The following is a 22,809-nucleotide window of genomic DNA, read 5'->3' on the forward strand; positions in this document are numbered from 1 at the left end:
ACATGGCACGCACGGTCCTGCTGGTCGAAGACGACAAGAGCATTGCAACGGTGATCACCGAAGCGCTGCGCGATGATGGGTTCGAAGTTACGGCGTGCGATACGCTCGCCCGGCGCGATGTCTTGCTGGACGAGCAGGCGTTCGACGTCATGCTGACCGACGTCATTCTGACCGACGGCGACGGTCTGGCGTCGATCGATGCCGTGCGATCGCGCGCGCCCGACATGCCGGTGATCGTCCTGTCGGCCCAGAACACGCTCGATACGGCGGTCCGCGCGAGCGATAGCGATGCTTTCGAATATTTCCCCAAGCCCTTCGATCTTGACGAGCTGACGCAGGCGGTTGCGCAAGCGGTCGCCAGTCGGCCGGTCCTCGAGGGCGCGGACGACAGCGAAGACAGCGCGCTTCCGCTGATTGGCCGCAGTCCGGCGATGCAGGGCGTGTTCCGGATGATCACGCGGGTCCTGCGCAACGATCTCACGGTACTGATCACCGGTGAAAGCGGCACGGGCAAGGAACTGGTCGCCGAGGCGATCCACCAGCTTGGCGCGCGCAAGACCGGTCCGTTCGTGGCGGTCAATATGGCGGCGATCCCGCACGATCTGCTCGAAAGCGAGTTGTTCGGGCACGAACGCGGTGCATTCACGGGCGCGGTCGGACAGCAGATCGGCAAGTTCGAACAGTCGAACGGCGGCACGCTGTTCCTCGACGAGATCGGCGACATGCCGGCTGAAGCGCAGACGCGCTTGTTGCGCGCGCTCCAGTCAGGGCGGATTCGCCGCGTCGGCGGGCGGCAGGAGATCGGGGTCGACGTCCGGATCGTGGCGGCCACCAATCGCGACCTCACCCCGATGATCGCCGACGGGCGTTTCCGCGAGGACCTCTATTACCGTTTGAACGTCGTACCGATTCACCTGCCGCCGCTGCGCGAGCGGCGCGAGGACATCGGCGCTCTGGTCCGCCATTTCCTCGGCCAGGCGGCGAATGAAGGACTGCCCGTCCGCAAGGCCAATGCGCAGGCGATCAACGCGCTCGAGGCGCGACCCTGGCAGGGCAATGTGCGCGAACTGCGCAATGCAGTCTTCCGGCTCGTCCTCATGGCGCGCGAGGATGTAATCGATGCAGCCGCGGTCGAAGACATCCTCCCTGCCGCGCGCGGAGAGACGGGCGAGGGGCAGAAGGACGGTCTTGCCGCCGCGGTAGAGCGCTGGCTCGGACACGCGCGGCCGGCCGACGGGGCTGTCTATCACACCGCACTGGCTGCCTTCGAGAGGCCGCTGTTCGAACTCGCGCTCGAACGGACCGAGGGCAATCAGCTGCGCGCTGCGAGGATGCTTGGCATCAACCGCAACACGCTGCGCAAGCGGCTTTCCGAACTCGACATAGCTCCTGAAAGCTACGCTCGACGCCGTTGATCCCGCGTTTCGACCGGACCGCGGCGGGTTTGACGAATTTATACTTGCAAAAGTGCAACAGTCCCGTTGTATGCGCGCCACGATGGCGACGCGAACAGCAGTAAGTGGACGACAGACGCCCCGCTGGTGGCGCAGGTTCGTCGTAACCTCGCGCAAACGCAACATGGTCGGCTATATCGAGGTCGTCGCCGCAATCGCTTTCCTGGTCATGGTTGCCAGCACCTGGGCAACCTTCACCAATGCACCGCCCGATGGCGCGCTCCTGCCATCGCGGCAGGTAGCCGGCCTGCTGATCGGTACGCTAATCCCCGCCATGGCGTTGCTCGTGCTTGCCGGGCGGCGGATCGCGCTGCGGCGCGCTGCCGGCAGTACCGCGCGGCTTCATGTCCGACTGGTGTTCTTCTTTTCGATGATCGCAGCGGTCCCGACGCTGCTTGTGGCGGGGTTCGCCGCTTTTCTGTTCCAGTCGGGCGTCGATTTCTGGTTTTCGGACAATTCTCGCGGACTGATGGAAAATGCCAACCAGCTCGCGGAAGGATATTACGAGGAAAACCAGCTCGATCTCGGCAATGAAACGATCTCGATGGCAATGGACATGCGCGCCATCCTTGCGCGCGTTCAGGTAACCGATCCCAACTTTGCGCTCGTCTACCAATACCAGGCCGAACCGCGCGATGTCATCGAAAGCGCCATCCTCCAGGCGATGCCCGACGACACCATGCGCACTGCCGTGGTCTATGGCCTGAGCGAGGCAAGCGATCCGCGAACCTTCGCCCAGGATGCCTATGAAAAGCTTGCCCGCGGAGAACAGGTTGCGGTTCGCGGCAGCGCCGAACGCATCGAGGCGGTGGCGCCGATCGATCGCGAGGCGGGGATCTATCTCTACACCGCGCGCAATGCGGAGGCGGCGACCTTCCGCAGCTGGCAATCCGCCCGCTCGATTTCCGCTGCCTATGAGGAACTGACCAAGCGTGCACGTGCGCTGCAGTTGCGCTTCAATCTCGCGCTGTTCTTCGTCTCGTTGGCGCTGGTGGGCGTCGCGGTATGGTTTGCCTTGCGGTTCGCGGACCGGCAGGTCGAACCGCTTACCGATCTGGTCGCCGCTGCGCGCAAGGTCGGTGCGGGCAATTTCGCGCTGCGCGTCGAAGGGCGCACCGGGGCCGACGAGATCGGCCTGCTCAACCGCGCCTTCAACCGCATGACGGCGCAGCTCGAAAAACAGACCGATGCGCTGCTTTCCGCCAATATCGAACTCGAGGAGCGGCGCGGGTTCATCGAAGCGGTTCTGGAATCGGTGAGTGCGGGAATCATCTCGGTCGATGCCGACCTGAACCTTTTGCTGATGAATGCCCCCGCGCAGTCGATGCTGGGCTACGATGCGGCGGGCGAAAGCACGCCCGCGACACTCGACGACCTGGCCCCGCAGATCGGCGCCATGGTGCGTGGCGGGCTGACAAGGGGCGTCATCTCGCACAGCCGCAATGGCGAACTGCTGACCTTCGCCGTGAAGATCGGCCGCGAGAGCGATGGCCATGTGATCACATTCGAGGATATCACGCGGCAGTTGCTCGACCAGCGTCAGGCGGCATGGTCCGATGTCGCGCGCCGGATCGCGCATGAGATCAAGAACCCGCTCACCCCGATCCAGCTGGCGACCGAACGGTTGAAACGGCGCTATCGCAAACAGATCGAGATCGACGGCGAACTGTTCGACGAACTGACCAACACGATCGTTCGCCAGGTCGGCGATCTGCGCAAGATGGTGGACGAATTCTCAAGCTTCGCGCGGCTGCCCAAGCCGACCTTCCGGACGGAAAACGCGATCGACCTGATCCGCCAGTCGCTGTTCCTGCAGGAAGTGGCGCATCCCGCGGTGGATTACCGTTTCCAGGCCCCAGAAGAAGGCCCGCTGCGCATCCGCTGCGACCGTCACCAACTGGGCCAGGCGCTGACAAACACGCTCAAGAATGCCTATGAGGCGATCGAGGCCAAAGCGCAGTCGGCGAGTGTCGACTACCGGGGCAGGATCCGCGTCGAGGTCGAGACCGCCGAGGATTCGATTTCGGTCTCGGTGGAAGACAATGGTATCGGCCTGCCGCAAGACCGGGTTAATATCCTCGAACCCTATGTGACGACGCGTGAAAAGGGCACCGGGCTGGGCCTCGCGATCGTCAACAAGATCGTCGAGGAACACGGCGGTGAAATGACGTTCACCTCGGTCGAGACCGGGGGCACGCGGGTGACGATGCGCTTCGCGCGCGATCCGCTCGCCGAGGAAAGCGACGCGCAGACAACGACAAAGAATGAAGGATAGGGACGCATGGCGCTGGATATTCTGATCGTCGACGACGAACGCGACATCCGCGAACTGGTGGCCGGGGTGCTGAGCGACGAGGGGTACGACTGCCGTACCGCTGCCGACAGCACCGCCGCGCTGGAAGCCATCGACCAGAAGCGGCCGAGCCTCGTGTTGCTCGATGTGTGGCTGCACGGCAGCCAGATGGATGGGCTGGAAGTGCTCGACGCGATCAAGGTGCGCGAACCCGATCTGCCGGTCATCATCTTTTCGGGCCACGGAAACATCGACACCGCGGTCAGTGCGGTCAGCCGCGGCGCGGTCGATTTCATCGAGAAGCCGTTCGAGGCCGAGCGGCTGTTGCACCTGGTCGAACGTGCGACCGAGACCGAACGGCTGCGGCGCGAGAATACGCGGCTGCGCGAAAACCAGGGGCAGGGTGACGAGTTCACCGGTAATTCGGCAGTGATCAATGCGGTCCGCGCCACACTGAAGCGCGTCGCCAGTACCGGCAGCCGAGTCTTGGTCACCGGCCCTGCCGGGGCAGGCAAGGAAGTGGCGGCCCGGCTGCTCCACAGCTGGAGCCCGCGTGCCGACAAGGCCTTCGTCATAGTCAATTCGGCCCGGATAACGCCCGAACGTTTCGAAGAGGAGCTGTTCGGCGAGGAAGCCGATGGCAAGCTGGTCCGCCCGGGCCTGCTCGAGACCGCTGACGGGGGAACGCTTTATCTCGACGAAGTCGCCGACATGCCGCTTTCCACGCAGGCACGGATCCTGCGGGTGCTCACCGAGCAGAGCTTTGTCCGCGTGGGCGGCACCCGGCAGATTGGCGTCGATGTGCGGGTGGTCTCGTCCACCTCACGCGATCTCACCGGCGAAATGGAGGAGAAGCGCTTCCGCGAAGACCTGTTCTACCGCCTCAATGTCGTGCCCGTCGAAGTGCCCTCGCTGGCCGAGCGGCGCGACGATATCCCCGCGCTCGCCGACGGGTTCTTTGCCCGCTATGCTACCGAACAGGGTCTGCGCCCCCCGACCATCAGCGACGAGGCGATGGCGGCGCTGCAGGCCTATGACTGGCCGGGCAACGTGCGCCAGCTGCGCAACGTGGTCGAACGTACGATCATCCTGACCCCGCGCGAAAATCTCGAACAGATCGAGGTCGACATGCTGCCCGAGGAAGTGCTCGGGGGTAAGCTCGGCGGAAACGGCGGGGTGGGGGCGATGATGGGAGCGCCGCTGCGCGAAGCCCGCGAGAATTTCGAGCGCGAGTATCTCACCGTCCAGATCCGGCGCTTTTCAGGCAATATTTCCAAGACCGCAACCTTCATCGGGATGGAGCGCTCCGCGCTGCACCGCAAGCTGAAGCTGCTGGGAATGGTCGAACGCAAGCCGAGCGAGCCGAAAAAGTAGGAGCGATCGGGAAAGTTGCGCGTTGTGCGGCAGAATAAGGAATGCATTGCGCACGACGGTGCGATGTCCCACATTAATGGCGTTCGCAAAGAGTTGCGGATGCACACACGGGCGTCGCGGGCGCCCAGATTGCGGCTCGGTGGAGGGCCGCCAAGAAACGGGAAAAGACATGTCCGGCGAAAAGACACTCTCGGCACGACCGCGTCCGAAACCCCCTGAAACTGCATCGGGCGGCCGTCCCGTGAACCTGCAGGATGCCTTCCTCAACCTGCTGCGCAAGAACAAGTCCCCGGTGACCATGTTCCTGGTCAAGGGCGTGAAGCTGCAAGGCATTGTCACCTGGTTCGACAATTTCTCGATCCTGTTGCGCCGCGATGGCCAGTCGCAGCTGGTCTACAAGCACGCGATCAGCACGATCATGCCCGCGCAGCCGGTCGATACCGAGCAGTTTACGAGCCAGGGTTCGGGGGCCAAGCAGCGGCTGCTGCAGGACGTGTTCCTGAGCCGGGTCCGTCAGGCGGAAGCGCAGGTCACCATGTTCCTCGTCAATGGGGTGATGCTGCAGGGCCGGATCGCGTCCTACGATCTGTTCTGCATGTTGCTCGAGCGTGACGGTTACGTCCAGCTTGCCTACAAACATGCCGTATCGACGATCCAGCCCGCAACACCGGTCGATCTGACCGAAGACTGGGAAGAGGACGACAGCTGAGTTTCGATGACGACTTGATGGGCGAGGTCTCTCGCGGAGCACGGGCGCTCGTGGTGTGCCCGGACATTCGCGGGATGGCCTATGACCTCGACGCGCAGTCGCGGCTTGCAGAAGCCGAGGGGCTTGCTCTGGCGATCGGCGTGGTCATCGCCGAGAGCTTTGTGCTGCCCGTTCGCGAAGTGCGCCCGAACCTGCTGTTCGGCGCCGGTCAGGTCGATAACATCCGCATCGCCTGCGAACAGGACGAGGTCGAACTGGTCGTGGTCGACGGCGCGCTCACGCCGATCCAGCAGCGCAATCTGGAAGACAAGCTGGCGCGCAAGGTCATCGACCGCACCGGACTGATCCTCGAGATCTTCGGCGAACGTGCGGCCACTGCCGAGGGTCGTCTTCAGGTCGAACTCGCCCATCTCGATTACCAGCAGAGCCGGCTCGTGCGCAGCTGGACCCACCTCGAACGGCAGCGCGGCGGGTTCGGCTTCCTCGGCGGTCCGGGTGAAACCCAGATCGAGGCCGACCGCCGGATGATCCGGCAGCGGATGGGGCGGCTGCGCAAGGAACTCGAGCAGGTGCGCAAGACCCGCGGCCTGCACCGCGAACGGCGTGAACGCGCGCCGTGGCCGGTTGTCGCGCTGGTCGGCTACACCAATGCGGGCAAGTCGACGCTGTTCAACCGGTTGACCGGAGCGGGGGTGATGGCGGAAGACTTGCTGTTCGCCACGCTCGACCCGACGATGCGCGCAATTGCATTGCCCGGGGTCGAAAAGGCGATCCTGTCCGATACGGTCGGGTTCATTTCCGACCTGCCGACGCAGCTCGTGGCCGCGTTCCGCGCAACGCTGGAAGAAGTCACCGCGGCCGACGTGATCTGTCACGTTCGCGATATCTCGAACCCGTCGACCGGCGCGCAGAAGGCGCAGGTGCTGCAGGTTCTCCGTGATCTCGGGGTGGCCGACGAGGAAGGCGAAGAGCCTTCGATCCCCGTCCTGGAAGTGTGGAACAAGTGGGACCAGTTATCGCCAGAAGATGCCGAAGAACTGGCCGAACAGGTCGTCGGCAATGACGATGTGGTAGCGATGTCGGCGCTGACGGGAGAGGGGGTCGATACCCTGCTCGAACGGCTCGGCGAGATGCTTACCCGGAATGCCTCACTCCGCACTTTCGAGGTTCCCGCTGGCGATGGCCGGCGGATTGCCTGGCTGCATGCGCATGGCGAGGTGATCGACGATGTCCCCGAAGAGGAGGGCGGCGCAAACCGGCTGATCACGGTGCGGCTCAACCCCAAGGAACTGGGGCAATACGAGGCGCTCGACTAACCGATCGTGCGTTTGGCGCGCTGCCAATAGGTTTCCTTGCCATCGAGGTCGAGCGCGGCGAAATCTTCGCCCTCGTTCTGCGAAAGTTCTTCCATCTTCCTGAAACGACGTTCGAATTTGGCGTTCGAAGCGCGCAAGGCTTGTTCGGGATCGACTCCGTAGCGGCGCACGATGTTGACGACGGAAAACAGCACGTCGCCCGCCTCCATCAGTTTTTCGTCATCGGTCTGTGCCTGCGCGAGTTCGTCCAGTTCCTCGCGCAGTTTGTCTATCGGGCCCGTGACATCGGGCCATTCAAAACCGACCCGTGCTGCACGCTTCTGCAATTTGTGCGAGCGCAGCAAGGCGGGCAGCGCGTTTGCGACGCCGTCCATCGCGCTGTTTTGCCCCGATCGCGACCGTTCTGCAGCCTTGATATCCTCCCACCGGCCGTCTTCCATGATGCCACCTTCATCGCCAAAGATATGCGGATGGCGCGCCTCCATTTTGTCGCCGATGCTACGTGCGACGTCTTCGAAGGCAAAATCTCCGGCTTCTTCGGCCATGCGCGCATGGAACACGACCTGGAAAAGCAAATCACCGAGTTCGCCGCGCAAATCGTCCATGTCGCTGCGTTCGATGGCGTCGGCGACCTCGTAGGCTTCTTCGATCGTATACGGTGCAATGGAGGCAAAGTCCTGCGCCGTGTCCCATTCACAGCCGCTGACGGGATCACGAAGGCGGGCCATGATGCGGAGCAAGCGGTCGGTCTGATCGGACATGGTTGTCTTCTAACGCCAAGGCTGCGGAAGGGTAAGGCTGTTTGGCAGCGGCTTATCCCTCTCGTATGGAATGATAATATATATTATGTTAAATAACGTCGTTGAGCGAGGAGGAGCTTCTGCGTCCTGCCCTACCGCACCAGATCGATGAACAGGACGACGATTGCGAAGATGCCCACCCATGCTGCGGCCATGTAGAAACCCTTTTTCACGTTCACACGGTGTGCCCGGAATGCGCCGGTCACCAGGATCAGGAACCCCAGCAGCGATATCAGCGAGACGATCTGGTATTCGTTCATGCGGTCATCGTCAGGCCATCGTAACCGACCGTTACATGATCGGGTACTTCGTCGCACAGGCTGCGGTAGTCCATGCTCTTGTCCATATGCGTCAGGACCGTGCGGCCAACCTTGGCCCGCCGAGCGAGATCGAGCGCCATGTCGAGATGCGCATGCGTGGGATGCGGCCGCCTGCGAAGACAGTCGACGACAAGAATGTCGGCCCGGTCGAAGCATTTGAGCATGCTGGGTGTAACCTCACTGAAGTCGGTCGCATAAACGATTGATTTTCCATCCGCTTCTAACCGGAAGCCGGTGCTGGTCACCGGTCCGTGCGGCATTTCGACATGGTCGAAGGAAAAACCGGCAACGAGCCTGGCGTCCGCGATATCCTTGAGCGACATCAACGTGGGATAACCATGCTGTCCTTCGAATATGTAATCGAACCGGCGACGCAGATTGTCGCAGGTCTTTCTGCTGGCATAGCCTGGCAGCGGGTTGCTGCGATCGTAGCGCATGACGCGCAGATCATCGATGCCGTGGCAGTGATCGGCATGGTCATGCGTCCAGAAGACCGCATCCACCTTGCCGATCCCGTTCGCCAGCAATTGCGCGCGCAGGTCGGTCGAGGTGTCGATCAGAATCCGCTGTCCCGCCTGGTTCTCGATGATAATCGAAACGCGCGTGCGCCGGTTGCGCGGTTCGTGCGGGTCGCATTCGCCCCAGTCGTTGCCGATCCGCGGCACGCCGGTCGACGTGCCGGAGCCGAGCATGAGCAGCTTCACGCGGCGGCCTTGCTGAACAGGCTGTAGAAGTTGCGCGTGGTATAGGCGGCCAGCTCGGCGAGCGGTTCCTCGCGAAGGTCGGCGAGGAACTGCGCAGTGTCGCGGACGTAGCCCGGTTCGCATGGCTTGCCCCGATGCGGAACCGGCGCGAGAAACGGGCTGTCGGTTTCGACCAGCAGCCTGTCCTGCGGAATGTCGCGCGCGAACGCCTGAAGATCTTTTGCGCTTTTGAAGGTAACGATGCCCGAAATCGAGACCGACAGTCCCAGGTCGATGACCGCCCTCCCGAACTCGGCCGACGCGGTGAAGCAATGGATCAGCGCGGGGAAAGCCCCCTTCCCCAGCTCGTCTTCGAGGATCGCGAGCGTATCATCTTCTGCGTCGCGGGTGTGGATGATAACCGGAAGCTGGACCTCGCGGGCCACATCAATGTGCAGGCGGAACAGGTCCTGTTGCACGGCGCGGTCCGAATGGTCGTAATAGTAATCAAGTCCGGTTTCGCCGATCCCGATGACCTTAGCGTCGTGCGTTGCCGCGAGCAGTTCTTCGCGTGTCAACTCGGCGTGATCGTCGGCATTGTGCGGATGAATGCCGACGCTGGCATAGACGTCGCGCTTGGCCTTCGCGGTACCGACGACCTGGTCCCACTCCGCGCGCTTGGTCGAAATGTTGAGGAAGGCCTCGATCCCGGCTCCGCGCGCCCGATCGAGCGCCGCGTCTTGGTCTTCGACGAGGCCTTCGTATTCAAGGTGGCAATGGCTGTCGACGAGCATCAGGCGGGCTCCTCTTCGGGCAATTCGAGCCGCGGGAAAACCGGGGTCGGCTTGTCGATAGCATGGCCGCTCGCCGCCAAAGCGCCGAACCAGTCCGCATCGCCAAGGTTGGCATAGGACCTGCGATCCGCCGGGATACCCAGCTGGTCGAGCACCGCCGCGGCCTTTTCGGGGACGACGGGCTGGATCGCGATGGCGAGGTCGCGGATGGCGATGAACAGCGTTTGCAGCACCGCCTTCATCCGTTCGGGATCGGTCTTCTTTAGCCCCCACGGCGCCTGTTCGTCGACATAGGCATTGCAGGCATACACGGCTCGCAGCCAGGCTTCGATCCCGACCGAGAAATTAAGCGCTTCGAATTCTTGCGGCAGCGTTTCGGCGCAGGCCTTCCCAACTGTGGCTAGGAGCGTATCGTCTTCGCTGGCTGCGGAGAACAGCTCGAGCTTGCCGGCCATGTTCTTGGCGATCATCGAAAGCGTGCGCTGGGCAAGGTTGCCGAAACTGTTGGCTAGTTCAGCATTTACCTTGTTAACAAGCGCTTGCGCCGAATAGCTGCCGTCCTGCCCGAAGGTAACCTCGGCCATGAGGAAGTACCGCAGCGCATCCACGCCGAACTTGTCGGCCAGCTCCATCGGATCGGTGACATTGCCCGCTGACTTGGATTCCTTGACCCCGCGATTGAGCAGGAAGCCATGCCCGAAGACCTTCTTCGGCAGCGGCAGATCCGCGCTCATCAGGAAGGCCGGCCAGTAGATCGTATGGAAGCGGACGATGTCCTTGCCGATCAGGTGGAGATCGGCGGGCCAGAACTTGTCCCACAATTCGCCGCCATCGGGATAGCCGACGCCGGTGATGTAATTGGTCAGCGCGTCGACCCAGACATACATGACGTGGCCATCGCCGCTCGGCACCTTGACGCCCCAGTCGAAACTGGTGCGGCTGACCGACAGATCCTGCAAGCCGCGTTCGATGAACGCGACCATCTCGTTGCGCCGGCTCACCGGTTCCAGGAAACCGGGCGTCTTGAGCAGTTCGAGCAGGGGTTCGGCATAGTTGGACAGGCGGAAGAACCAGCTTTCCTCCTCGGTCCATTCGACCGGAGTGCCCTGCGGCGAGAGCTTGGCCCCGCCCTCGCCTTCGACCAGTTCGCCTTCGTCGTAATAGGCTTCGTCGCGAACCGAGTACCAGCCTTCGTAGCGATCGAGATAGAGGTCGCCCTTCTTCTCCATCGCCTCCCAGATCGCCTGGCTCGCGCGGTGGTGATCGGGATCGGTGGTGCGGATGAAACGGTCATAGGAAATGTTCAGAACATCGAACAGTTCCCTGAAATGGCCCGACATTTCATCCGCAAGCTCACGCGGGGTGCTGCCGATGTCGCGGGCTTTCTGGGCCATCTTCAAACCGTGTTCGTCGGTCCCCGTCTGGAAGCGGACTTCACGGCCGCGCAGGCGCTGGAAGCGGGCGATAACATCAGCCGCGATCGTCTCGTAGGCATGGCCGATATGCGGCTTGCCATTGGGATAGTGGATCGCGGTGGTCAGGTAATAGGGTTCAGCCATCGGCTCGCTCGCTAGCGGTAGCCGCCTTGGCGAGCAAGGTGCCGATTTCCATCGCCAGCAGTCCCGCATCGAAATTATAGGTTGGTTGCTCGCCGGTCAGGCGGACCAGTTCGCTATGCGTGTCGATGACGGGTCGCGGATCGGCCATCGCCCCGTCGAGCCGTTGCGCCACTGCCGAGCGGGCCAGTTCGAGCACCGCGCGGATCCGCTCGCGGTCGGGCCGCGCACCGATCAGCCCCGCGAGCGTGCCGCGCAGCTGGAAATCGGGATCGCCGCGGGCCAGGATTGCATCCATCGCCTGACCCACCTTGCCCAGTTCCATGTCGACGAACTGGAGCGCGGCGCCGGGCGAACCACCCGCCGCCGCAATCGCCGCCGCGCGTGTGGCAGTGTCCGCTCCCGGCGAGAGATCGGCCAGCAGCCTGTCCATCTCGGCATCGGATACCGTCGGAAAGCGCAACACGCGGCAGCGCGAGCGGATGGTCGGCAGCAGGCGGGCCGGACTGTGCGCGACCAGCAGGAAATAAGTGCCGATCGGCGGTTCTTCCAGGCTCTTGAGCAGCGCGTTGGCGGCATTGCGCTCGAGATCGTCGGCCGGATCGATGATGATCGCGCGCTTGTCGCCGAGTGTCGGGCGGGTTCCGAGCCGCGCCTGCATGCCGCGCACCTGCGCTATACGGATGCTGCGCGCGACCTCGTATGGCTTGCCGTCGGCGCGCTTGCGTTCTTCCTTGTCGTCCTTGGGAGCGTAGGTGAGAGTCAGTATGTCGGGATGGTTCTGGGCATCAGCGGGATCCACACCGACCAGTTCGCAGGCGGCGGCGAAGGCAAAGCTGCCCTTGCCCACGCCGCGTCGTCCGGCCAGCAGCCAGGCGTGGTGCATGCGTTCCCCGCCCAGGGCCTTGCGCCATTCGCGCCAGGCAGTCTCGTGGCCGAGCAGCATCAGCCCGCCCCATCACCGAAGCGCGTGGCGATTTCCGCCAGGATGCGCCTATGCACATCCTCGACGCTGCCGCTGCCGTCGACCACCGCGAACCGATCGGGTTCGGCACGCGCGAAGGCGAGGAAGGCTGCGTTGACGCGCGCATGGTAATCGGCTGCACGTCCGCCGATGGCGTCGCTGACGCCGCCATCGCGCTGTGCGAGACGTCCCGCCACCGCCTGCGCGGGCGCATTGATGACGATTGTCAGATCGGGCAATAGCCCCGCGCTACCCAGCGAATGCAGCGCCATCACGCGGTCATCACCCAGCGCCCCGGCCTCGCCCTGATAGGCCCTGCTCGAATCGATGAAGCGATCGCAGACCACCCAGTGGCCCGCGCCGAGCGCAGGCCGAATCAGCCGCGCCACGTGATCCGCCCGCGCTGCGGCGAACAGCAGCGCCTCGGCCTCGAGCGTCCAGCCATCAGCCGGCGGATCGAGCAGCAACGTGCGGATCGCTTCCGCGCCCGGCGTACCGCCCGGCTCGCGCGTGAGTTCGACCCCGAGACCGCGCTTGCGCAAGTGGTCCGCCAGAAGGCGCGCCTGGGTGGACTTGCCCATGCCCTCCCCGCCTTCGAAGGCGATGAAGCGGCCCGGGCTCACCCGAGCCAGCTCTGGAATGCGTTCAAGACGCGGCGGACGATCGAGGCTTCGGACACCTCTTCGGCCGCGACCAGCGGCACGCGGTGTTCGGGCATGCCGGCGATCGACACCACCAGTTCGGCCACTTCTTCACCCTTCGCGACCGGAGCCTGCAGTGGTCCTTCATAGCTGATTGTCAGCGATATCTCGGGATCGCTGCCGCGGGGCACGGCAATGCGCAAGGGCCGGCGCGTGGTCAGCCCGACCGTGCCTGCTCCGCCCTCCTGCACGCGCGCCGTGCCGATGTGTGCGTTCTGCGCGAACAGCACGCGGCTGTCGAAATTGCGAAATCCCCATTCGATGAACTGCCGCGCGGCGCGGCGCCGCTCGCGTCCGCCCGGGCTGCCCGCCACCACCATCACGAGACGCTGGCCATCGCGTTCGGCGGACCCGAGGAACCCGAACCCCGCCTGGTTGGTATAGCCGGTCTTGATGCCGTCGGCGCCGGGCACGACACCGGTTATCGGATCGTGGTTGCGCTGTTCGATCCCGTTGTACTCGAGACCCTGCGCGCCGACGAAATGACGGTATTTCGTCGGGTGCCGCACCACCATGGCTTGCGCCAGCGTGCCGAGATCGCGCGCGGTGACGAACGTCCTGCCTTCGTCCATCCAGCCATTGGGATTGCCGAAATGGCTGTTGGCCATGCCGATCTCGCGCGCCTTGGCATTCATCGCAGCGACCCAGTCCTCGACCGATCCGGCCGCGCCTTCGGCCAGCACCACCGCGCCGTCATTTGCGGAGACGGTGGTCACGCCGTGAAGCAGGTCGTCGACCGATACGCGCGCGTCTTCGGCGAGGAACATGGTCGAGCCCTTGCGGTGCCACTGGCGGAAAGTCTCCGGCCGCACACCGAAGATCCGTTCACGCAGGAGGCGGCCCTCGTCGATCCATTCGAAAGCGAGGAAAGTCGTCATCACCTTGGTGATCGACGCGGGCATGAACCGCCGGTCTATCTCCCGCTGATAGAGAACCTGGCCGCTTGTGGCATCGAGCAGATAGGCGATCGGCGCATCGGCCTCGCTGGGAATGGCGGCGCCCGGCGCACGCTGCGCGCCAAGCGGCGCAGCAATGCAGGCCATTGCCATGCTAGCCAGTAAAGTCAGGCGGTTGCGCAAGTGTGCTCCCGTCGCCGGGCAGGAGCCGCGGCGGATCAATCGAGTGGTCGTATCAGCGCGTCGCTATAACCGCGTGAGCGAAGCTTGGCGAGCGCCTCCTCCGCCTGTCCACGGGTTGCGAAGGGTCCCACGCGAACGATTGCCAAGGCACCGCTGTCTTCAACATAGCCCTGCACTTCGCGCGCCAGCTTCTGCGCATTGGCCCTGACCGAAAACGCGCCGAGCTGGACCGCGAACTTCCCGTCCGGATCGGTCGGCACCATGACCGGGGCGCGGGCAGGACCGCCTTCGACTGCATTGCGCAACTGCGGCCGTCCGGCCGGCGGTTCGGCCGGCGTGAGCGCGGGCTCTTCCGCTTCATTCTCAGCATCTTCCACCAGCGCCTCCTCGTTCGGGTCGCGGGTTTCGATGACCTCGGGCGTCGGCGCGACACCGCTCACCTCGGCTTGCCGCGGATCGCCGAGCGGCGCCGAGCCGCGCGGCGGCAGCCTGCGCTTGAGGACTTCGAGCAGGCTCTGCGGCGTGTCCATCCGCGGGGGTGCCTCGCGCCCGGCGCGCAGTTCCGCACGCTGTTCCTCGGGCGGGTTCACCCGCCGCATGCGGATGGGAGCTCCCTCACCGATCCCCAACTGCGCGATAGCGTCGGGGGCCAGTGCGATCAGCCGGTCGTTGCTCATCGGTCCGCGCCGTTCGAGCCGGACAAGGATGGTCCGCCCGGTGTCGAGCGAGGTCACCTCGACATAGCTCGGCAAGGGGAGTGTCCGATGCGCGCCGGTCACCCCCGTCACGCCGGCCTCTTCGCACCCCGCATAGCCGACCTGGTCGTAATTCATCGTATCGACCGGGGTATAGGTTACGCCGTCGATGGTGAACGGATCGCCGATAACGACGGGATAATCGGCGGCAGGGCCGTTGCCCGCTACGGGCGCGGTGCTTGCGGCCGGGGCTTGCGCGTTCGAAGCGCAGGCGCCGAGGCCGAGCAGGCCCAGGCCGGCGCTCGTAGCAAGAAGTATTCTATTCGGCGATTTCATCTGCGAGCAGCCCCACACTCATGGCGTAATAGTTCGAACAGTTGTATTCGAGGATCACCCGATAATTCGAGGTTAACAGCCAAGCCGGCGTGCCGGGACCGTCGGGCTGGAACAGCGTGACCAGCACGTCGTCGCCGATCGCGCGCTGGGGCTGGATGCCGAGTGCGCGCCATTCCGACACCGGCTTGTAGACGCTGTGCCGTTCGTGGACGCGCGAACACACCGGGGCAGCGATCGGCGTGCGGTAGGCCGCGACGTCGAAGCCGGAGGGAACATAGGCGCTCACGCCCCAGGGCTGGCCTTCGCGCCAGCCCGCGTCGCGGAAATAGTTGGCGATCGAGGCCAGCGCATCGGCGCTGTCGTTCATGATGTCGGCGCGGCCGTCGCCATTGCCGTCGGCGGCGAGCCGCAGGTAGACCGAAGGAAGGAACTGCGGATTGCCGAAGGCGCCCGCCCAGCTGCCCTGCAGTTCGCCGCGGGAGTAGCCCTTGTCGGCCACCTTCATCAGCGCGACCCACTCGCTGGCGAAGAGGTCGCGGCGGCGGCCCTCCCAGGCGAGCGTGGCAAGCGCCTGCGACAGGTCGAACCCGCCCTTGACCGCGCCATAGGCGGTTTCATGTCCCCAGATGGCGACCACGATTTCGCCCGGCACGCCGTAATCGCGTTCGATGGCACGCAGCGTGCCCGACCACTCGGCCCGGGCGCTACGTCCCCCGCGAATGCGCGCGGCATCGACGTGCCGCGCGATATAGGGCGCAAGAGCCGGATAGCCGGACGAGGTCGGCGATCCCGGCTGCGCACGGTCGAGCCGGATCACCCGGTCGTTGGGCTCCAGTCCCGCGGTCATGCGCGCCAGAGTCGCTTCGCTGACACCTTCGGCGCGTGCCTTGGCGATCAGCAGCTGGACATAGGCATCGAAGCTCAGGTCCTGCTGGGCGGTGGCGGGAACGGCGGGCAATGCGAGCGCAAATGCCCCGGCGGCGGCGAGAAGGGGTTTGAATTTCATCCGGCGATTGTCGCAGAGCGAAGCTTAACGGCAAGTGTCATTTGGCGTTTACGGGGCACGGCCCGTCCTCTTTGCAGGTAAATGCGTGACAAGCCCGGCCGAAGTGACTAGCTAGCCCGCGCTCGCGGAGAGGTGGCAGAGCGGTTGAATGCACCGGTCTTGAAAACCGGCAAGGGTGCAAGCCCTTCGTGGGTTCGAATCCCACCCTCTCCGCCACGAGCCCCGATCAGTCCTTGTCGCCCGGCTTGCGGACCAGCGATTGCGCGCTGCGATCGCCCTTGGGGTAGTCCTGCGGGTCGATCGAAGACTGGTTCTGCAGGGCCTTGTGATCCTTGATGGTCTTGCTGTCCTCGGCGTCCTGCGCCGCGTCATCCTGGGCCTGGGGGGTATCGCGCTTCGGGATTGTCATGGTGTTCTCCTTTCCTCCCCCAACGCGCGGCATGCTGACTGGTTGCGTCTAGCGTCCGCGCGCGGCGATTTCGTCCATCGCCTCGCGCAGCTTGGGATCCCATTCGGCCTTGAGCTCCCTGATCTTGGCAAGCAGTTCCTCGTTCTCGTAAGACGGCGTATCGAGCCGGAAGACATCGGCAATCTCGCGCATCGAGGTGCGATCCATCTCCTCCCACGCTTCGACCATGGCGGTGGCCGACTGGCGGTCGTGACCCAGCGCCTCGTAGACCGAACGGCCCATCCGCAGGCTGCTGTCATAGGTTTCGCGGACGATGTCGCGGCAGCCCATCGCCCACAGGTGATAGACATGGTCGCGGTCCTTGGCGCGTGCGACGACGTGCAGGCCCGGGAAGTTGGCACAGGCATAGCGTACCAGCCGGTCGATCTGCTCGCGCTCGTCGAGCGCCACGACGAGGATCCGCGCGCGGTCGATCCCCGCGCTGGCGAGCAGGTCGGGCCGCGTCGCGTCGCCGTAATAGGTCGTGACGCCGAACTTCTTGAGCACTTCTAAATGCTCGCTGTTGTAGTCGATCACCGTCGCGCGGTGTCCGGCGGCATCAAGCATGCGGTCGACGATCCCGCCGACGCGCCCGCGCCCCGCGATGATGATCGGGTTGTCCTCGTCGATGGCATCGGCCTCGCGGCCGCCCTGCCCGGTCGAATAGGCATGCGCGATGAGCTTGTCGTAGAGGATGAACAGCAGCGGGGTGACCAGCATGGTCAGCGCGACGATCAGCAGCAACTGATCGGCGAAGGCGGGTTCGAACACCGCATTGGCGACGCCGAAGGCGATCAGGACGAACGCGAACTCGCCCGCCTGCGGCAGGCTCAGGCAGAACAGCCACAGCGCCTGCCGCCGCAGCCCGTAGAACCAGCCGACGACCAGCAGCACAGCCATCTTGGCAGCCACCGTCACCGCGGCCCAGAACACCACCGAATCCCAGATCGTGCTGGCGAGCGCGAAGTCGATCCCCGCGCCGACAGTGATGAAGAACAGCCCCAGCAGCAGGCCCTTGAACGGGTTGATGTCGCTTTCGAGCTCGTGGCGGTATTCGCTGGTGGCAAGCACCACGCCCGCGATGAAGGCGCCGAGCGCGGGCGAGAGGCCGACCAGCGACATCAGCAGCGCGATCCCGATCACCACGAGCAATGCTGCGGCGGTGAACAGTTCGCGCAGATTGGCGCGCGCGATGTAGCGGAACAGCGGGCGGATCGCGAAGATGCCGATCGCGATCACTGCGGCGACCGCACCGATCCGTGTGCCTGCAGCCAGCCAGCCCGACATGTGTGCAGTGAAGTCGATCCCGCCATGCGCGCCCCCGCCCGTGTGGTCCGCAGCCGCACCGGCGAGTTCGGGCAGCGCAAGCAGCGGCACCAGCGCGAGGATCGGGATGACCGCGACGTCCTGCACCAGCAGCACCGAGAAGCTCGCTTCGCCGCCTTCAGTCCTGAGCAGGCCCTTCTCGGTCAGCGTCTGGACGATGATCGCGGTCGAGCTGAGCGCGAGGACCATGCCGACTGCCAGCGCGGTCTGCCAGCGCTGGTCGGCCAGCAGCGCGATGCCGGTCAGCGCGAGCGTGGTCAGCAGCACTTGTCCGCCGCCCAGCCAGGTGAGTTTGCCGCGCATCGCCCACAGGCGCCGTGGCTCCATTTCCAGCCCGATGATGAACAGCATCATCACCACGCCGAATTCGGCGAAGACCTGCAGCGCCTCGACATCGACCGACAACGCGGCGAGGAGCGGTGATATCGCCATGCCTGCGAGCAGGTAGCCAAGCACCGAGCCGAGCCCGATCCGCGTGGCGAGCGGAACGGCCAGTACCCCTGCGATCAGGATCAGGAAGGCGAGGATCAGGAAACCGGTCACGCTGTCATTCCCCTCGCGCTGTGGCGCGTGTCAGGCCTCAGATATGGAGCGCGCGGCCATAGCTCGCAAGCACGCTCTCATGCATCGATTCGCTGATCGTGGGATGCGGGAACACCGTCTGCATCAGCTCGGCCTCGGTGGTCTCGAGCGTCTTGCCGACGACGAAGCCCTGGATCATCTCGGTCACCTCCGCGCCGACCATATGCGCGCCGAGCAGTTCGCCGGTCTTGGCGTCGAACACGGTCTTCACGAAGCCCTCGGCCTCGCCCAGCGCGATGGCCTTGCCATTGCCGATGAAGGGGAAGGTGCCCGCCTTGACGTCGTGGCCCGCTTCCTTCGCCTTGGCCTCGGTCAGGCCGACGCTGGCGATCTGCGGATGGCAATAGGTGCAGCCCGGGATGTTGGCGCGGTCGAGCGGGTGCGGGTGGACCTCCTTGTTGCCCAGCTCCCGTGCGATCGCCTCGGCCGTGGTGACGCCCTCATGGCTCGCCTTGTGCGCCAGCCACGGCCCCGGTGTGCAGTCACCGATCGCCCACAGGCCCTTCGATTTGGTGCGGCCGTAATCGTCGATCTGGATGAAGCCGCGATCCATTTCGACCAGCTTTTCCAGCCCGACATTCTCGGTGTTGGGCACGATGCCGATCGCTGTGATGCAATGGCTGAACTCGGTCTCGGTTACCTTGCCCTTGCTGTCCTTGATCTTGGCGGTCATGCCCTTGGCGGTGATCTTGAGGTCCTCGACGCCAGCGCCGGTCATGATCGTCATGCCCTGCTTGGTGAGGCTCTTCTCGAGGAAGGCCGAGACCTCCGCATCCTCGACCGGCACCACGCGGTCGAGCATTTCGACCACGGTCACATCGACGCCAATGTCGTTGTAGAAGCTGGCGAACTCGATCCCGATCGCGCCGCTGCCGATCACCAGCAGCTTCTTCGGCATTTCCTTGGGAGTCATCGCGTGGCGGTAGGTCCACACGCGTTCGCCGTCCGCCGGAGCGAAGGGCAGGTCGCGCGCCCGCGCGCCGGTGGCGACGATCACATGCTTGGCGGTGAGCTTCTCTTCGCCCTTGTCGCCTTTCACGGTGAGGCTGGTGGGGCCGGTCAGCGTGCCCTCGCCCATGTGCACCGCGATCTTGTTCTTCTTCATCAGGTGCGTGACGCCCTGATTGAGCTGCTTGGCGACCCCGCGGCTGCGCTTGACCACCGCTTCGAGATCGGCCTCGATCGCGCCGGCGATCTTGAGCCCGTAATCCTTGGCGTGCTGCGCATAATGCAGGATCTCGGCCGAACGCAGCAGCGCCTTGGTCGGGATGCAGCCCCAGTTGAGGCAGATCCCGCCGAGCAGTTCGCGTTCGACAATGGCGGTCTTGAGCCCCAGCTGCGCGCAGCGGATCGCCGCGACATAACCGCCCGGGCCGCTGCCGAGCACGATGACGTCATAATTGGTGTCAGCCATGATTCGTCTCTGTAGTCTCTCGTTTGGTCGCAGACATGGACCGGGTGTTACACGGTGCAAGCGAAGAAAATCTGGGGCGCGCGGGCCCGTGAATTGCGGCGGTCCGGGGCGGAGAATGCGTGCAGGTCATGCGGGTGCGTATCGCATACCGCGCAGGTTGTAGGACAGCGTTCAAGCCCACCGCTCCGCCACCGCGCGGGGCCGGTCGTTGTCGTCGAGCAGGACGAATTTGAACGTGCCTTGCGCGACCTTGGTTTCGGCTTCGCCATTGCGCTCGCGGGCGATGGCTTCGGCAGTGATGGTGAGCGAGGTGGTGCCGGTCGCGGCGATATCGCAATAGACCGAGAGCTCGTCGCCTACCTGCATCACGCCAGGAAAGGCGAAGTCTGTTGCCGAGACGACCACCGCCTTGCCCTTCCCCTCGCGGCTTGCGAGCGACCCGGCGCCGAGCGCCATCTGGCTCATCAGCCACCCGCCGAACACCCCGCCATAAGGGTTGAGGTCGGTCGGCATGGCGGTGACGCGGATTAGGGGGAAGCGGTCAGTCATGCTCGCGACGGCTCCTCACCTCATCATTCCGCTCCCTCAAACTCTCGAGATATGGATCGCTCTCGACCGCATTTTTTGCCCTCAAGAAGAAGAAGGCGCCATGAAATGCGAAGGCGATTATCCAAAAAAAGATCACCACGTGACGATAAAATTCCAGAGGGTCTTCACAACCGGATCGCGACCTGCACCTAGGCGAGTCTGGCCATAACCAAAACTGAAGGACGACAGCAGCCAAAAACAACGCCAACTTCCACTCGATTCTTTCAACAATCAGCGAGATGCTGAGCGCGACTAAAGCCGAAGCAGAAGTCAGAATGCCAATGGGAATGAGAACCGGCGAGGCAAACAAGTACCAGATCAGGTCTTGAGACCTAACGGAACTTAGAGAACCGCTAAAATACGCGAACTCGGCTACTACCAACAGAAAGCCAAGAACAATTGCAGTAGCAGCCCGGCTGGAGATCGAGTCGATCAAACCACCAGCCCCATCGGGTTTTCGCACAGCTGCTGGAAGGCTTCCATAAACCGCGCGCCGTCGGCGCCGTCGATGGCGCGGTGGTCGAAGCTTCCGGTGGCGCTCATCACGGTGGCGACGCCGAGCGCGCCGTCGATCACATGCGGGCGCTGCTCGCCTGCGCCGACCGCGAGGATCATCGCCTGCGGCGGGTTGATCACCGCGTCGAACTGCTTGGTGCCGAACATGCCGAGGTTGGACAGGCTGGCGGTGCCGCCCTGGTATTCCTGCGGCTGCAGCTTGTTGTCCTTCGCCTTAGTTGCCAGCTCCTTCATCTCGGTGCTGATCTGCGCGAGGCCTTTTTTGCCCGCATCGCGGATGATAGGGGTGATCAGGCCCGAGGGCGCGGCGACCGCGACCGAGATATCCTCGCGCGAATACTGGTACAGCTCGTCGCCCTGGAAGCTGACATTGCATGCCGGAACGCGCTGGAGCGCGCGAGCGAGCGCCTTGATCAGCAGATCGTTGACCGAGAGCTTCACGCCATCCGCTTCGAGGCTGGCATTGAGCTGCTTGCGCAGATCGAGCAGCGCATCGAGCCGCACGTCGACGGTGAGGTAGATATGCGGGATCGTCTGCTTGGCTTCGGTCAGGCGGCGCGCGATGACCTTGCGGACATTGTTGAGCTTGGTGGCTTCATAAGGCGCATCGAGCTCGCCGCCGAGCGTCGCGGGCTTGGGCGGCGCGCTGGCCGCGGGCGCAGACGCTTCAGCTTTGGCGGGAGCCGCCCCGGCTTCGAGCCCTTCAACATCGGCCTTCACGATGCGTCCGCGCGGGCCGGAGCCGGTGACACTGGCGAGGTCGATACCCTTCTGCTCGGCAATGCGGCGCGCAAGCGGCGAGGCGATAATGCGCTCTCCGCTGTCGTCCTTCGGCGCTGCGGGGGCTTTTGCGCCGTTCGTCACCCCAGCGGAAGCTGGGGTCGCTTTCTGTTGCGCGGCTTCGTTAGCGGTCCCAGCTTTCGCTGGGACGCCGCTCTCTTTATCGGACCCAGCGTCAGCGGAAGTGGGTTCGGCTACTTCACCGTCACCTTCGGGAGCAGCCGCAGCGGCCTCGTCGAGGTCCTCGCCTTCCTCGGCGAGCATCGCGATCACGGTGCCGACCTTTACGCCCTCGCTGCCTTCATCGACCGCGATGCTGGCGATCGTGCCTTCGTCCACCGCCTCGAATTCCATCGTCGCCTTGTCGGTTTCGATCTCGGCCATGATGTCGCCGGCTTCCACCTTGTCCCCCGGCTTTACCAGCCATTTGGCGAGCGTGCCCTCCTCCATGGTGGGCGACAGGGCGGGCATCTTGATCGGCGTGGGCATGGTCTGACGTTACGTCCTCGCTGGGGAGAGAGTTGTGCCGCGACCTCTGCCGAAGATGCCCCTGCGCCGCAAGGTCCTTGCACAGAATACGAATTACCGGGTAACGCGCTGCGAGGGATCAGGGGGAGCCGCTATGCGCACATACCTTGTTGTGATGGACGAGACCGAAGAAGCCAGGCAGGCGCTGCGGTTCGCCTCGCTGCGCGCGCAGAAGACCGGCGGATCGGTGCATATCCTGGCGCTCGTCCCGCAGCAGACCTTCAACGCTTTCGGCGGGGTGCAGGCCACGATCGAACAGGAAGCGCGCGAACGCGCCGAGGTGATGGCCAATTCGGCTGCCGGCAACATCTTCGGCGAAATGGGCAAGATGCCCACCATTGCGGTGCGCCCCGGCCCGGCGGCGGATGTCGTGCGCAAATATATCGACGAACATGCGAGCATCGCCGCGCTGGTGCTGGCGACCAGCGCGGAAGGCGGGTCGGGCCCGCTGGTGACGCATTTCGCGGCGCATGCAGGGCAATTGCCCTGCCCGCTCTATCTCGTTCCCGGCGGGCTTAGCCGCGACGAGATTGACGCGCTCGCCTGA

At 64.3% G+C, this 22,809-nt stretch carries 22 protein-coding genes and 1 tRNA gene; 7 read left to right on the plus strand and 16 right to left on the minus strand.

The genetic code is table 11. The features are described 5' to 3' along the window. Nucleotides 1-2 precede the first annotated feature (2 nt). The 5 genes from ntrC (at nt 3) to hflX (ending at nt 7,146) form a co-directional block, all read left to right on the plus strand. Nucleotides 3-1,415 carry a nitrogen regulation protein NR(I) gene (ntrC, locus tag GRI55_RS08375; RefSeq protein WP_160766813.1) on the plus strand — a complete coding sequence of 471 codons (1,413 nt, stop codon included), beginning with the start codon at nt 3-5 and terminating at the stop codon, nt 1,413-1,415. 82 nt (nt 1,416-1,497) lie between these two features. Then, nucleotides 1,498-3,729 (plus strand): sensor histidine kinase, encoded by a 2,232-nt coding sequence (locus tag GRI55_RS08380; protein ID WP_160766814.1) that lies wholly within the window; start codon nt 1,498-1,500, stop codon nt 3,727-3,729. Between the two features lie 6 nt (nt 3,730-3,735). Next, nucleotides 3,736-5,121 (plus strand): nitrogen assimilation response regulator NtrX, encoded by a 1,386-nt coding sequence (ntrX, locus tag GRI55_RS08385; RefSeq protein WP_160766815.1) that lies wholly within the window; start codon nt 3,736-3,738, stop codon nt 5,119-5,121. Between the two features lie 169 nt (nt 5,122-5,290). Further along, complete coding sequence (gene hfq / locus GRI55_RS08390; protein WP_160766816.1) at nt 5,291-5,830, plus strand: RNA chaperone Hfq; 540 nt, start codon at nt 5,291-5,293, stop codon at nt 5,828-5,830. A 17-nt stretch (nt 5,831-5,847) separates the two neighbouring features. Then, the gene (gene hflX, locus GRI55_RS08395) at nt 5,848-7,146 is read left to right on the plus strand and encodes a GTPase HflX (protein ID WP_160766817.1); all 1,299 of its coding nucleotides are present in this window, start codon (nt 5,848-5,850) and stop codon (nt 7,144-7,146) included. Here hflX and mazG read toward each other — a convergent pair. The 10 genes from mazG to GRI55_RS08445 all read right to left on the minus strand — a co-directional run bounded on the left by mazG (nt 7,143) and on the right by GRI55_RS08445 (nt 16,080). Next, nucleotides 7,143-7,907, minus strand: coding sequence for a nucleoside triphosphate pyrophosphohydrolase (mazG, locus tag GRI55_RS08400; protein WP_160766818.1), 765 nt, complete (start codon nt 7,905-7,907; stop codon nt 7,143-7,145). The genes hflX and mazG overlap by 4 nt on opposite strands. Nucleotides 7,908-8,038: 131 nt before the next feature. After that, nucleotides 8,039-8,206, minus strand: coding sequence for a hypothetical protein (locus GRI55_RS08405; protein ID WP_160766819.1), 168 nt, complete (start codon nt 8,204-8,206; stop codon nt 8,039-8,041). Then, nucleotides 8,203-8,970, minus strand: coding sequence for an MBL fold metallo-hydrolase (locus GRI55_RS08410; protein ID WP_160766820.1), 768 nt, complete (start codon nt 8,968-8,970; stop codon nt 8,203-8,205). The genes GRI55_RS08405 and GRI55_RS08410 overlap by 4 nt, the downstream gene beginning before the upstream one ends. Then, nucleotides 8,967-9,743 carry a TatD family hydrolase gene (locus tag GRI55_RS08415; RefSeq protein WP_160766821.1) on the minus strand — a complete coding sequence of 259 codons (777 nt, stop codon included), beginning with the start codon at nt 9,741-9,743 and terminating at the stop codon, nt 8,967-8,969. Before GRI55_RS08415 ends, GRI55_RS08410 begins: the two co-directional genes overlap by 4 nt. Next, nucleotides 9,743-11,302, minus strand: a complete 1,560-nt coding sequence (metG, locus tag GRI55_RS08420) for a methionine--tRNA ligase (protein ID WP_160766822.1) — start codon at nt 11,300-11,302, stop codon at nt 9,743-9,745. Before metG ends, GRI55_RS08415 begins: the two co-directional genes overlap by 1 nt. After that, nucleotides 11,295-12,245, minus strand: a complete 951-nt coding sequence (locus GRI55_RS08425; protein ID WP_160766823.1) for a DNA polymerase III subunit delta' — start codon at nt 12,243-12,245, stop codon at nt 11,295-11,297. Before GRI55_RS08425 ends, metG begins: the two co-directional genes overlap by 8 nt. Continuing rightward, the gene (gene tmk, locus GRI55_RS08430; protein WP_160766824.1) at nt 12,245-12,886 is read right to left on the minus strand and encodes a dTMP kinase; all 642 of its coding nucleotides are present in this window, start codon (nt 12,884-12,886) and stop codon (nt 12,245-12,247) included. The genes GRI55_RS08425 and tmk overlap by 1 nt, the downstream gene beginning before the upstream one ends. Beyond that, on the minus strand, nt 12,883-14,043 hold the full coding sequence (locus GRI55_RS08435; RefSeq protein WP_237452456.1) for a D-alanyl-D-alanine carboxypeptidase family protein: 1,161 nt from the start codon (nt 14,041-14,043) through the stop codon (nt 12,883-12,885). The genes tmk and GRI55_RS08435 overlap by 4 nt, the downstream gene beginning before the upstream one ends. A gap of 35 nt (nt 14,044-14,078) precedes the next feature. Beyond that, nucleotides 14,079-15,074, minus strand: coding sequence for an SPOR domain-containing protein (locus GRI55_RS08440; protein ID WP_160766825.1), 996 nt, complete (start codon nt 15,072-15,074; stop codon nt 14,079-14,081). Continuing rightward, on the minus strand, nt 15,058-16,080 hold the full coding sequence (locus tag GRI55_RS08445) for a lytic murein transglycosylase (protein ID WP_160766826.1): 1,023 nt from the start codon (nt 16,078-16,080) through the stop codon (nt 15,058-15,060). Before GRI55_RS08445 ends, GRI55_RS08440 begins: the two co-directional genes overlap by 17 nt. Before the next feature lie 126 nt (nt 16,081-16,206). Here GRI55_RS08445 and GRI55_RS08450 point away from each other — a divergent pair. Further along, a tRNA-Ser gene (locus tag GRI55_RS08450) sits at nt 16,207-16,296 on the plus strand. Between the two features lie 10 nt (nt 16,297-16,306). Here GRI55_RS08450 and GRI55_RS08455 read toward each other — a convergent pair. The 6 genes from GRI55_RS08455 to GRI55_RS08480 all read right to left on the minus strand — a co-directional run bounded on the left by GRI55_RS08455 (nt 16,307) and on the right by GRI55_RS08480 (nt 22,223). Next, nucleotides 16,307-16,489, minus strand: a complete 183-nt coding sequence (locus tag GRI55_RS08455; RefSeq protein ID WP_050600515.1) for a hypothetical protein — start codon at nt 16,487-16,489, stop codon at nt 16,307-16,309. 48 nt (nt 16,490-16,537) lie between these two features. Beyond that, on the minus strand, nt 16,538-18,397 hold the full coding sequence (locus GRI55_RS08460) for a cation:proton antiporter domain-containing protein (RefSeq protein WP_160766827.1): 1,860 nt from the start codon (nt 18,395-18,397) through the stop codon (nt 16,538-16,540). Nucleotides 18,398-18,434: 37 nt separating this feature from the next. Next, complete coding sequence (lpdA, locus tag GRI55_RS08465) at nt 18,435-19,850, minus strand: dihydrolipoyl dehydrogenase (protein ID WP_160766828.1); 1,416 nt, start codon at nt 19,848-19,850, stop codon at nt 18,435-18,437. A 171-nt stretch (nt 19,851-20,021) separates the two neighbouring features. Then, the gene (locus tag GRI55_RS08470) at nt 20,022-20,399 is read right to left on the minus strand and encodes an acyl-CoA thioesterase (RefSeq protein ID WP_160766829.1); all 378 of its coding nucleotides are present in this window, start codon (nt 20,397-20,399) and stop codon (nt 20,022-20,024) included. Beyond that, entirely contained in the window at nt 20,392-20,874 is a 483-nt protein-coding gene (locus tag GRI55_RS08475; protein WP_160766830.1) for a hypothetical protein, read from the minus strand. The genes GRI55_RS08470 and GRI55_RS08475 overlap by 8 nt, the downstream gene beginning before the upstream one ends. Beyond that, nucleotides 20,871-22,223 carry a pyruvate dehydrogenase complex dihydrolipoamide acetyltransferase gene (locus GRI55_RS08480; protein ID WP_160766831.1) on the minus strand — a complete coding sequence of 451 codons (1,353 nt, stop codon included), beginning with the start codon at nt 22,221-22,223 and terminating at the stop codon, nt 20,871-20,873. Before GRI55_RS08480 ends, GRI55_RS08475 begins: the two co-directional genes overlap by 4 nt. Before the next feature lie 133 nt (nt 22,224-22,356). Between GRI55_RS08480 and GRI55_RS08485 the strand changes: the two genes are divergently transcribed. Further along, entirely contained in the window at nt 22,357-22,809 is a 453-nt protein-coding gene (locus GRI55_RS08485) for a universal stress protein (protein ID WP_050600521.1), read from the plus strand.

The sequence above is a fragment of the Qipengyuania citrea genome (genome assembly GCF_009828015.1).
GTDB lineage: Bacteria > Pseudomonadota > Alphaproteobacteria > Sphingomonadales > Sphingomonadaceae > Qipengyuania > Qipengyuania citrea.

Coding starts and splice junctions, on each gene's coding strand:
- ntrC (WP_160766813.1), top strand. CDS start 3: ATGGCACGCACGGTCCTGCTGGTCGAAGACGACAAGAGCATTGCAACG.
- GRI55_RS08380 (WP_160766814.1), top strand. CDS start 1,498: ATGGCGACGCGAACAGCAGTAAGTGGACGACAGACGCCCCGCTGGTGG.
- ntrX (WP_160766815.1), top strand. CDS start 3,736: ATGGCGCTGGATATTCTGATCGTCGACGACGAACGCGACATCCGCGAA.
- hfq (WP_160766816.1), top strand. CDS start 5,291: ATGTCCGGCGAAAAGACACTCTCGGCACGACCGCGTCCGAAACCCCCT.
- hflX (WP_160766817.1), top strand. CDS start 5,848: ATGGGCGAGGTCTCTCGCGGAGCACGGGCGCTCGTGGTGTGCCCGGAC.
- mazG (WP_160766818.1), bottom strand. CDS start 7,907: ATGTCCGATCAGACCGACCGCTTGCTCCGCATCATGGCCCGCCTTCGT.
- GRI55_RS08405 (WP_160766819.1), bottom strand. CDS start 8,206: ATGAACGAATACCAGATCGTCTCGCTGATATCGCTGCTGGGGTTCCTG.
- GRI55_RS08415 (WP_160766821.1), bottom strand. CDS start 9,743: ATGCTCGTCGACAGCCATTGCCACCTTGAATACGAAGGCCTCGTCGAA.
- metG (WP_160766822.1), bottom strand. CDS start 11,302: ATGGCTGAACCCTATTACCTGACCACCGCGATCCACTATCCCAATGGC.
- GRI55_RS08425 (WP_160766823.1), bottom strand. CDS start 12,245: ATGCTGCTCGGCCACGAGACTGCCTGGCGCGAATGGCGCAAGGCCCTG.
- GRI55_RS08440 (WP_160766825.1), bottom strand. CDS start 15,074: ATGAAATCGCCGAATAGAATACTTCTTGCTACGAGCGCCGGCCTGGGC.
- GRI55_RS08445 (WP_160766826.1), bottom strand. CDS start 16,080: ATGAAATTCAAACCCCTTCTCGCCGCCGCCGGGGCATTTGCGCTCGCA.
- GRI55_RS08455 (WP_050600515.1), bottom strand. CDS start 16,489: ATGACAATCCCGAAGCGCGATACCCCCCAGGCCCAGGATGACGCGGCG.
- lpdA (WP_160766828.1), bottom strand. CDS start 19,850: ATGGCTGACACCAATTATGACGTCATCGTGCTCGGCAGCGGCCCGGGC.
- GRI55_RS08470 (WP_160766829.1), bottom strand. CDS start 20,399: ATGACTGACCGCTTCCCCCTAATCCGCGTCACCGCCATGCCGACCGAC.
- GRI55_RS08480 (WP_160766831.1), bottom strand. CDS start 22,223: ATGCCCACGCCGATCAAGATGCCCGCCCTGTCGCCCACCATGGAGGAG.
- GRI55_RS08485 (WP_050600521.1), top strand. CDS start 22,357: ATGCGCACATACCTTGTTGTGATGGACGAGACCGAAGAAGCCAGGCAG.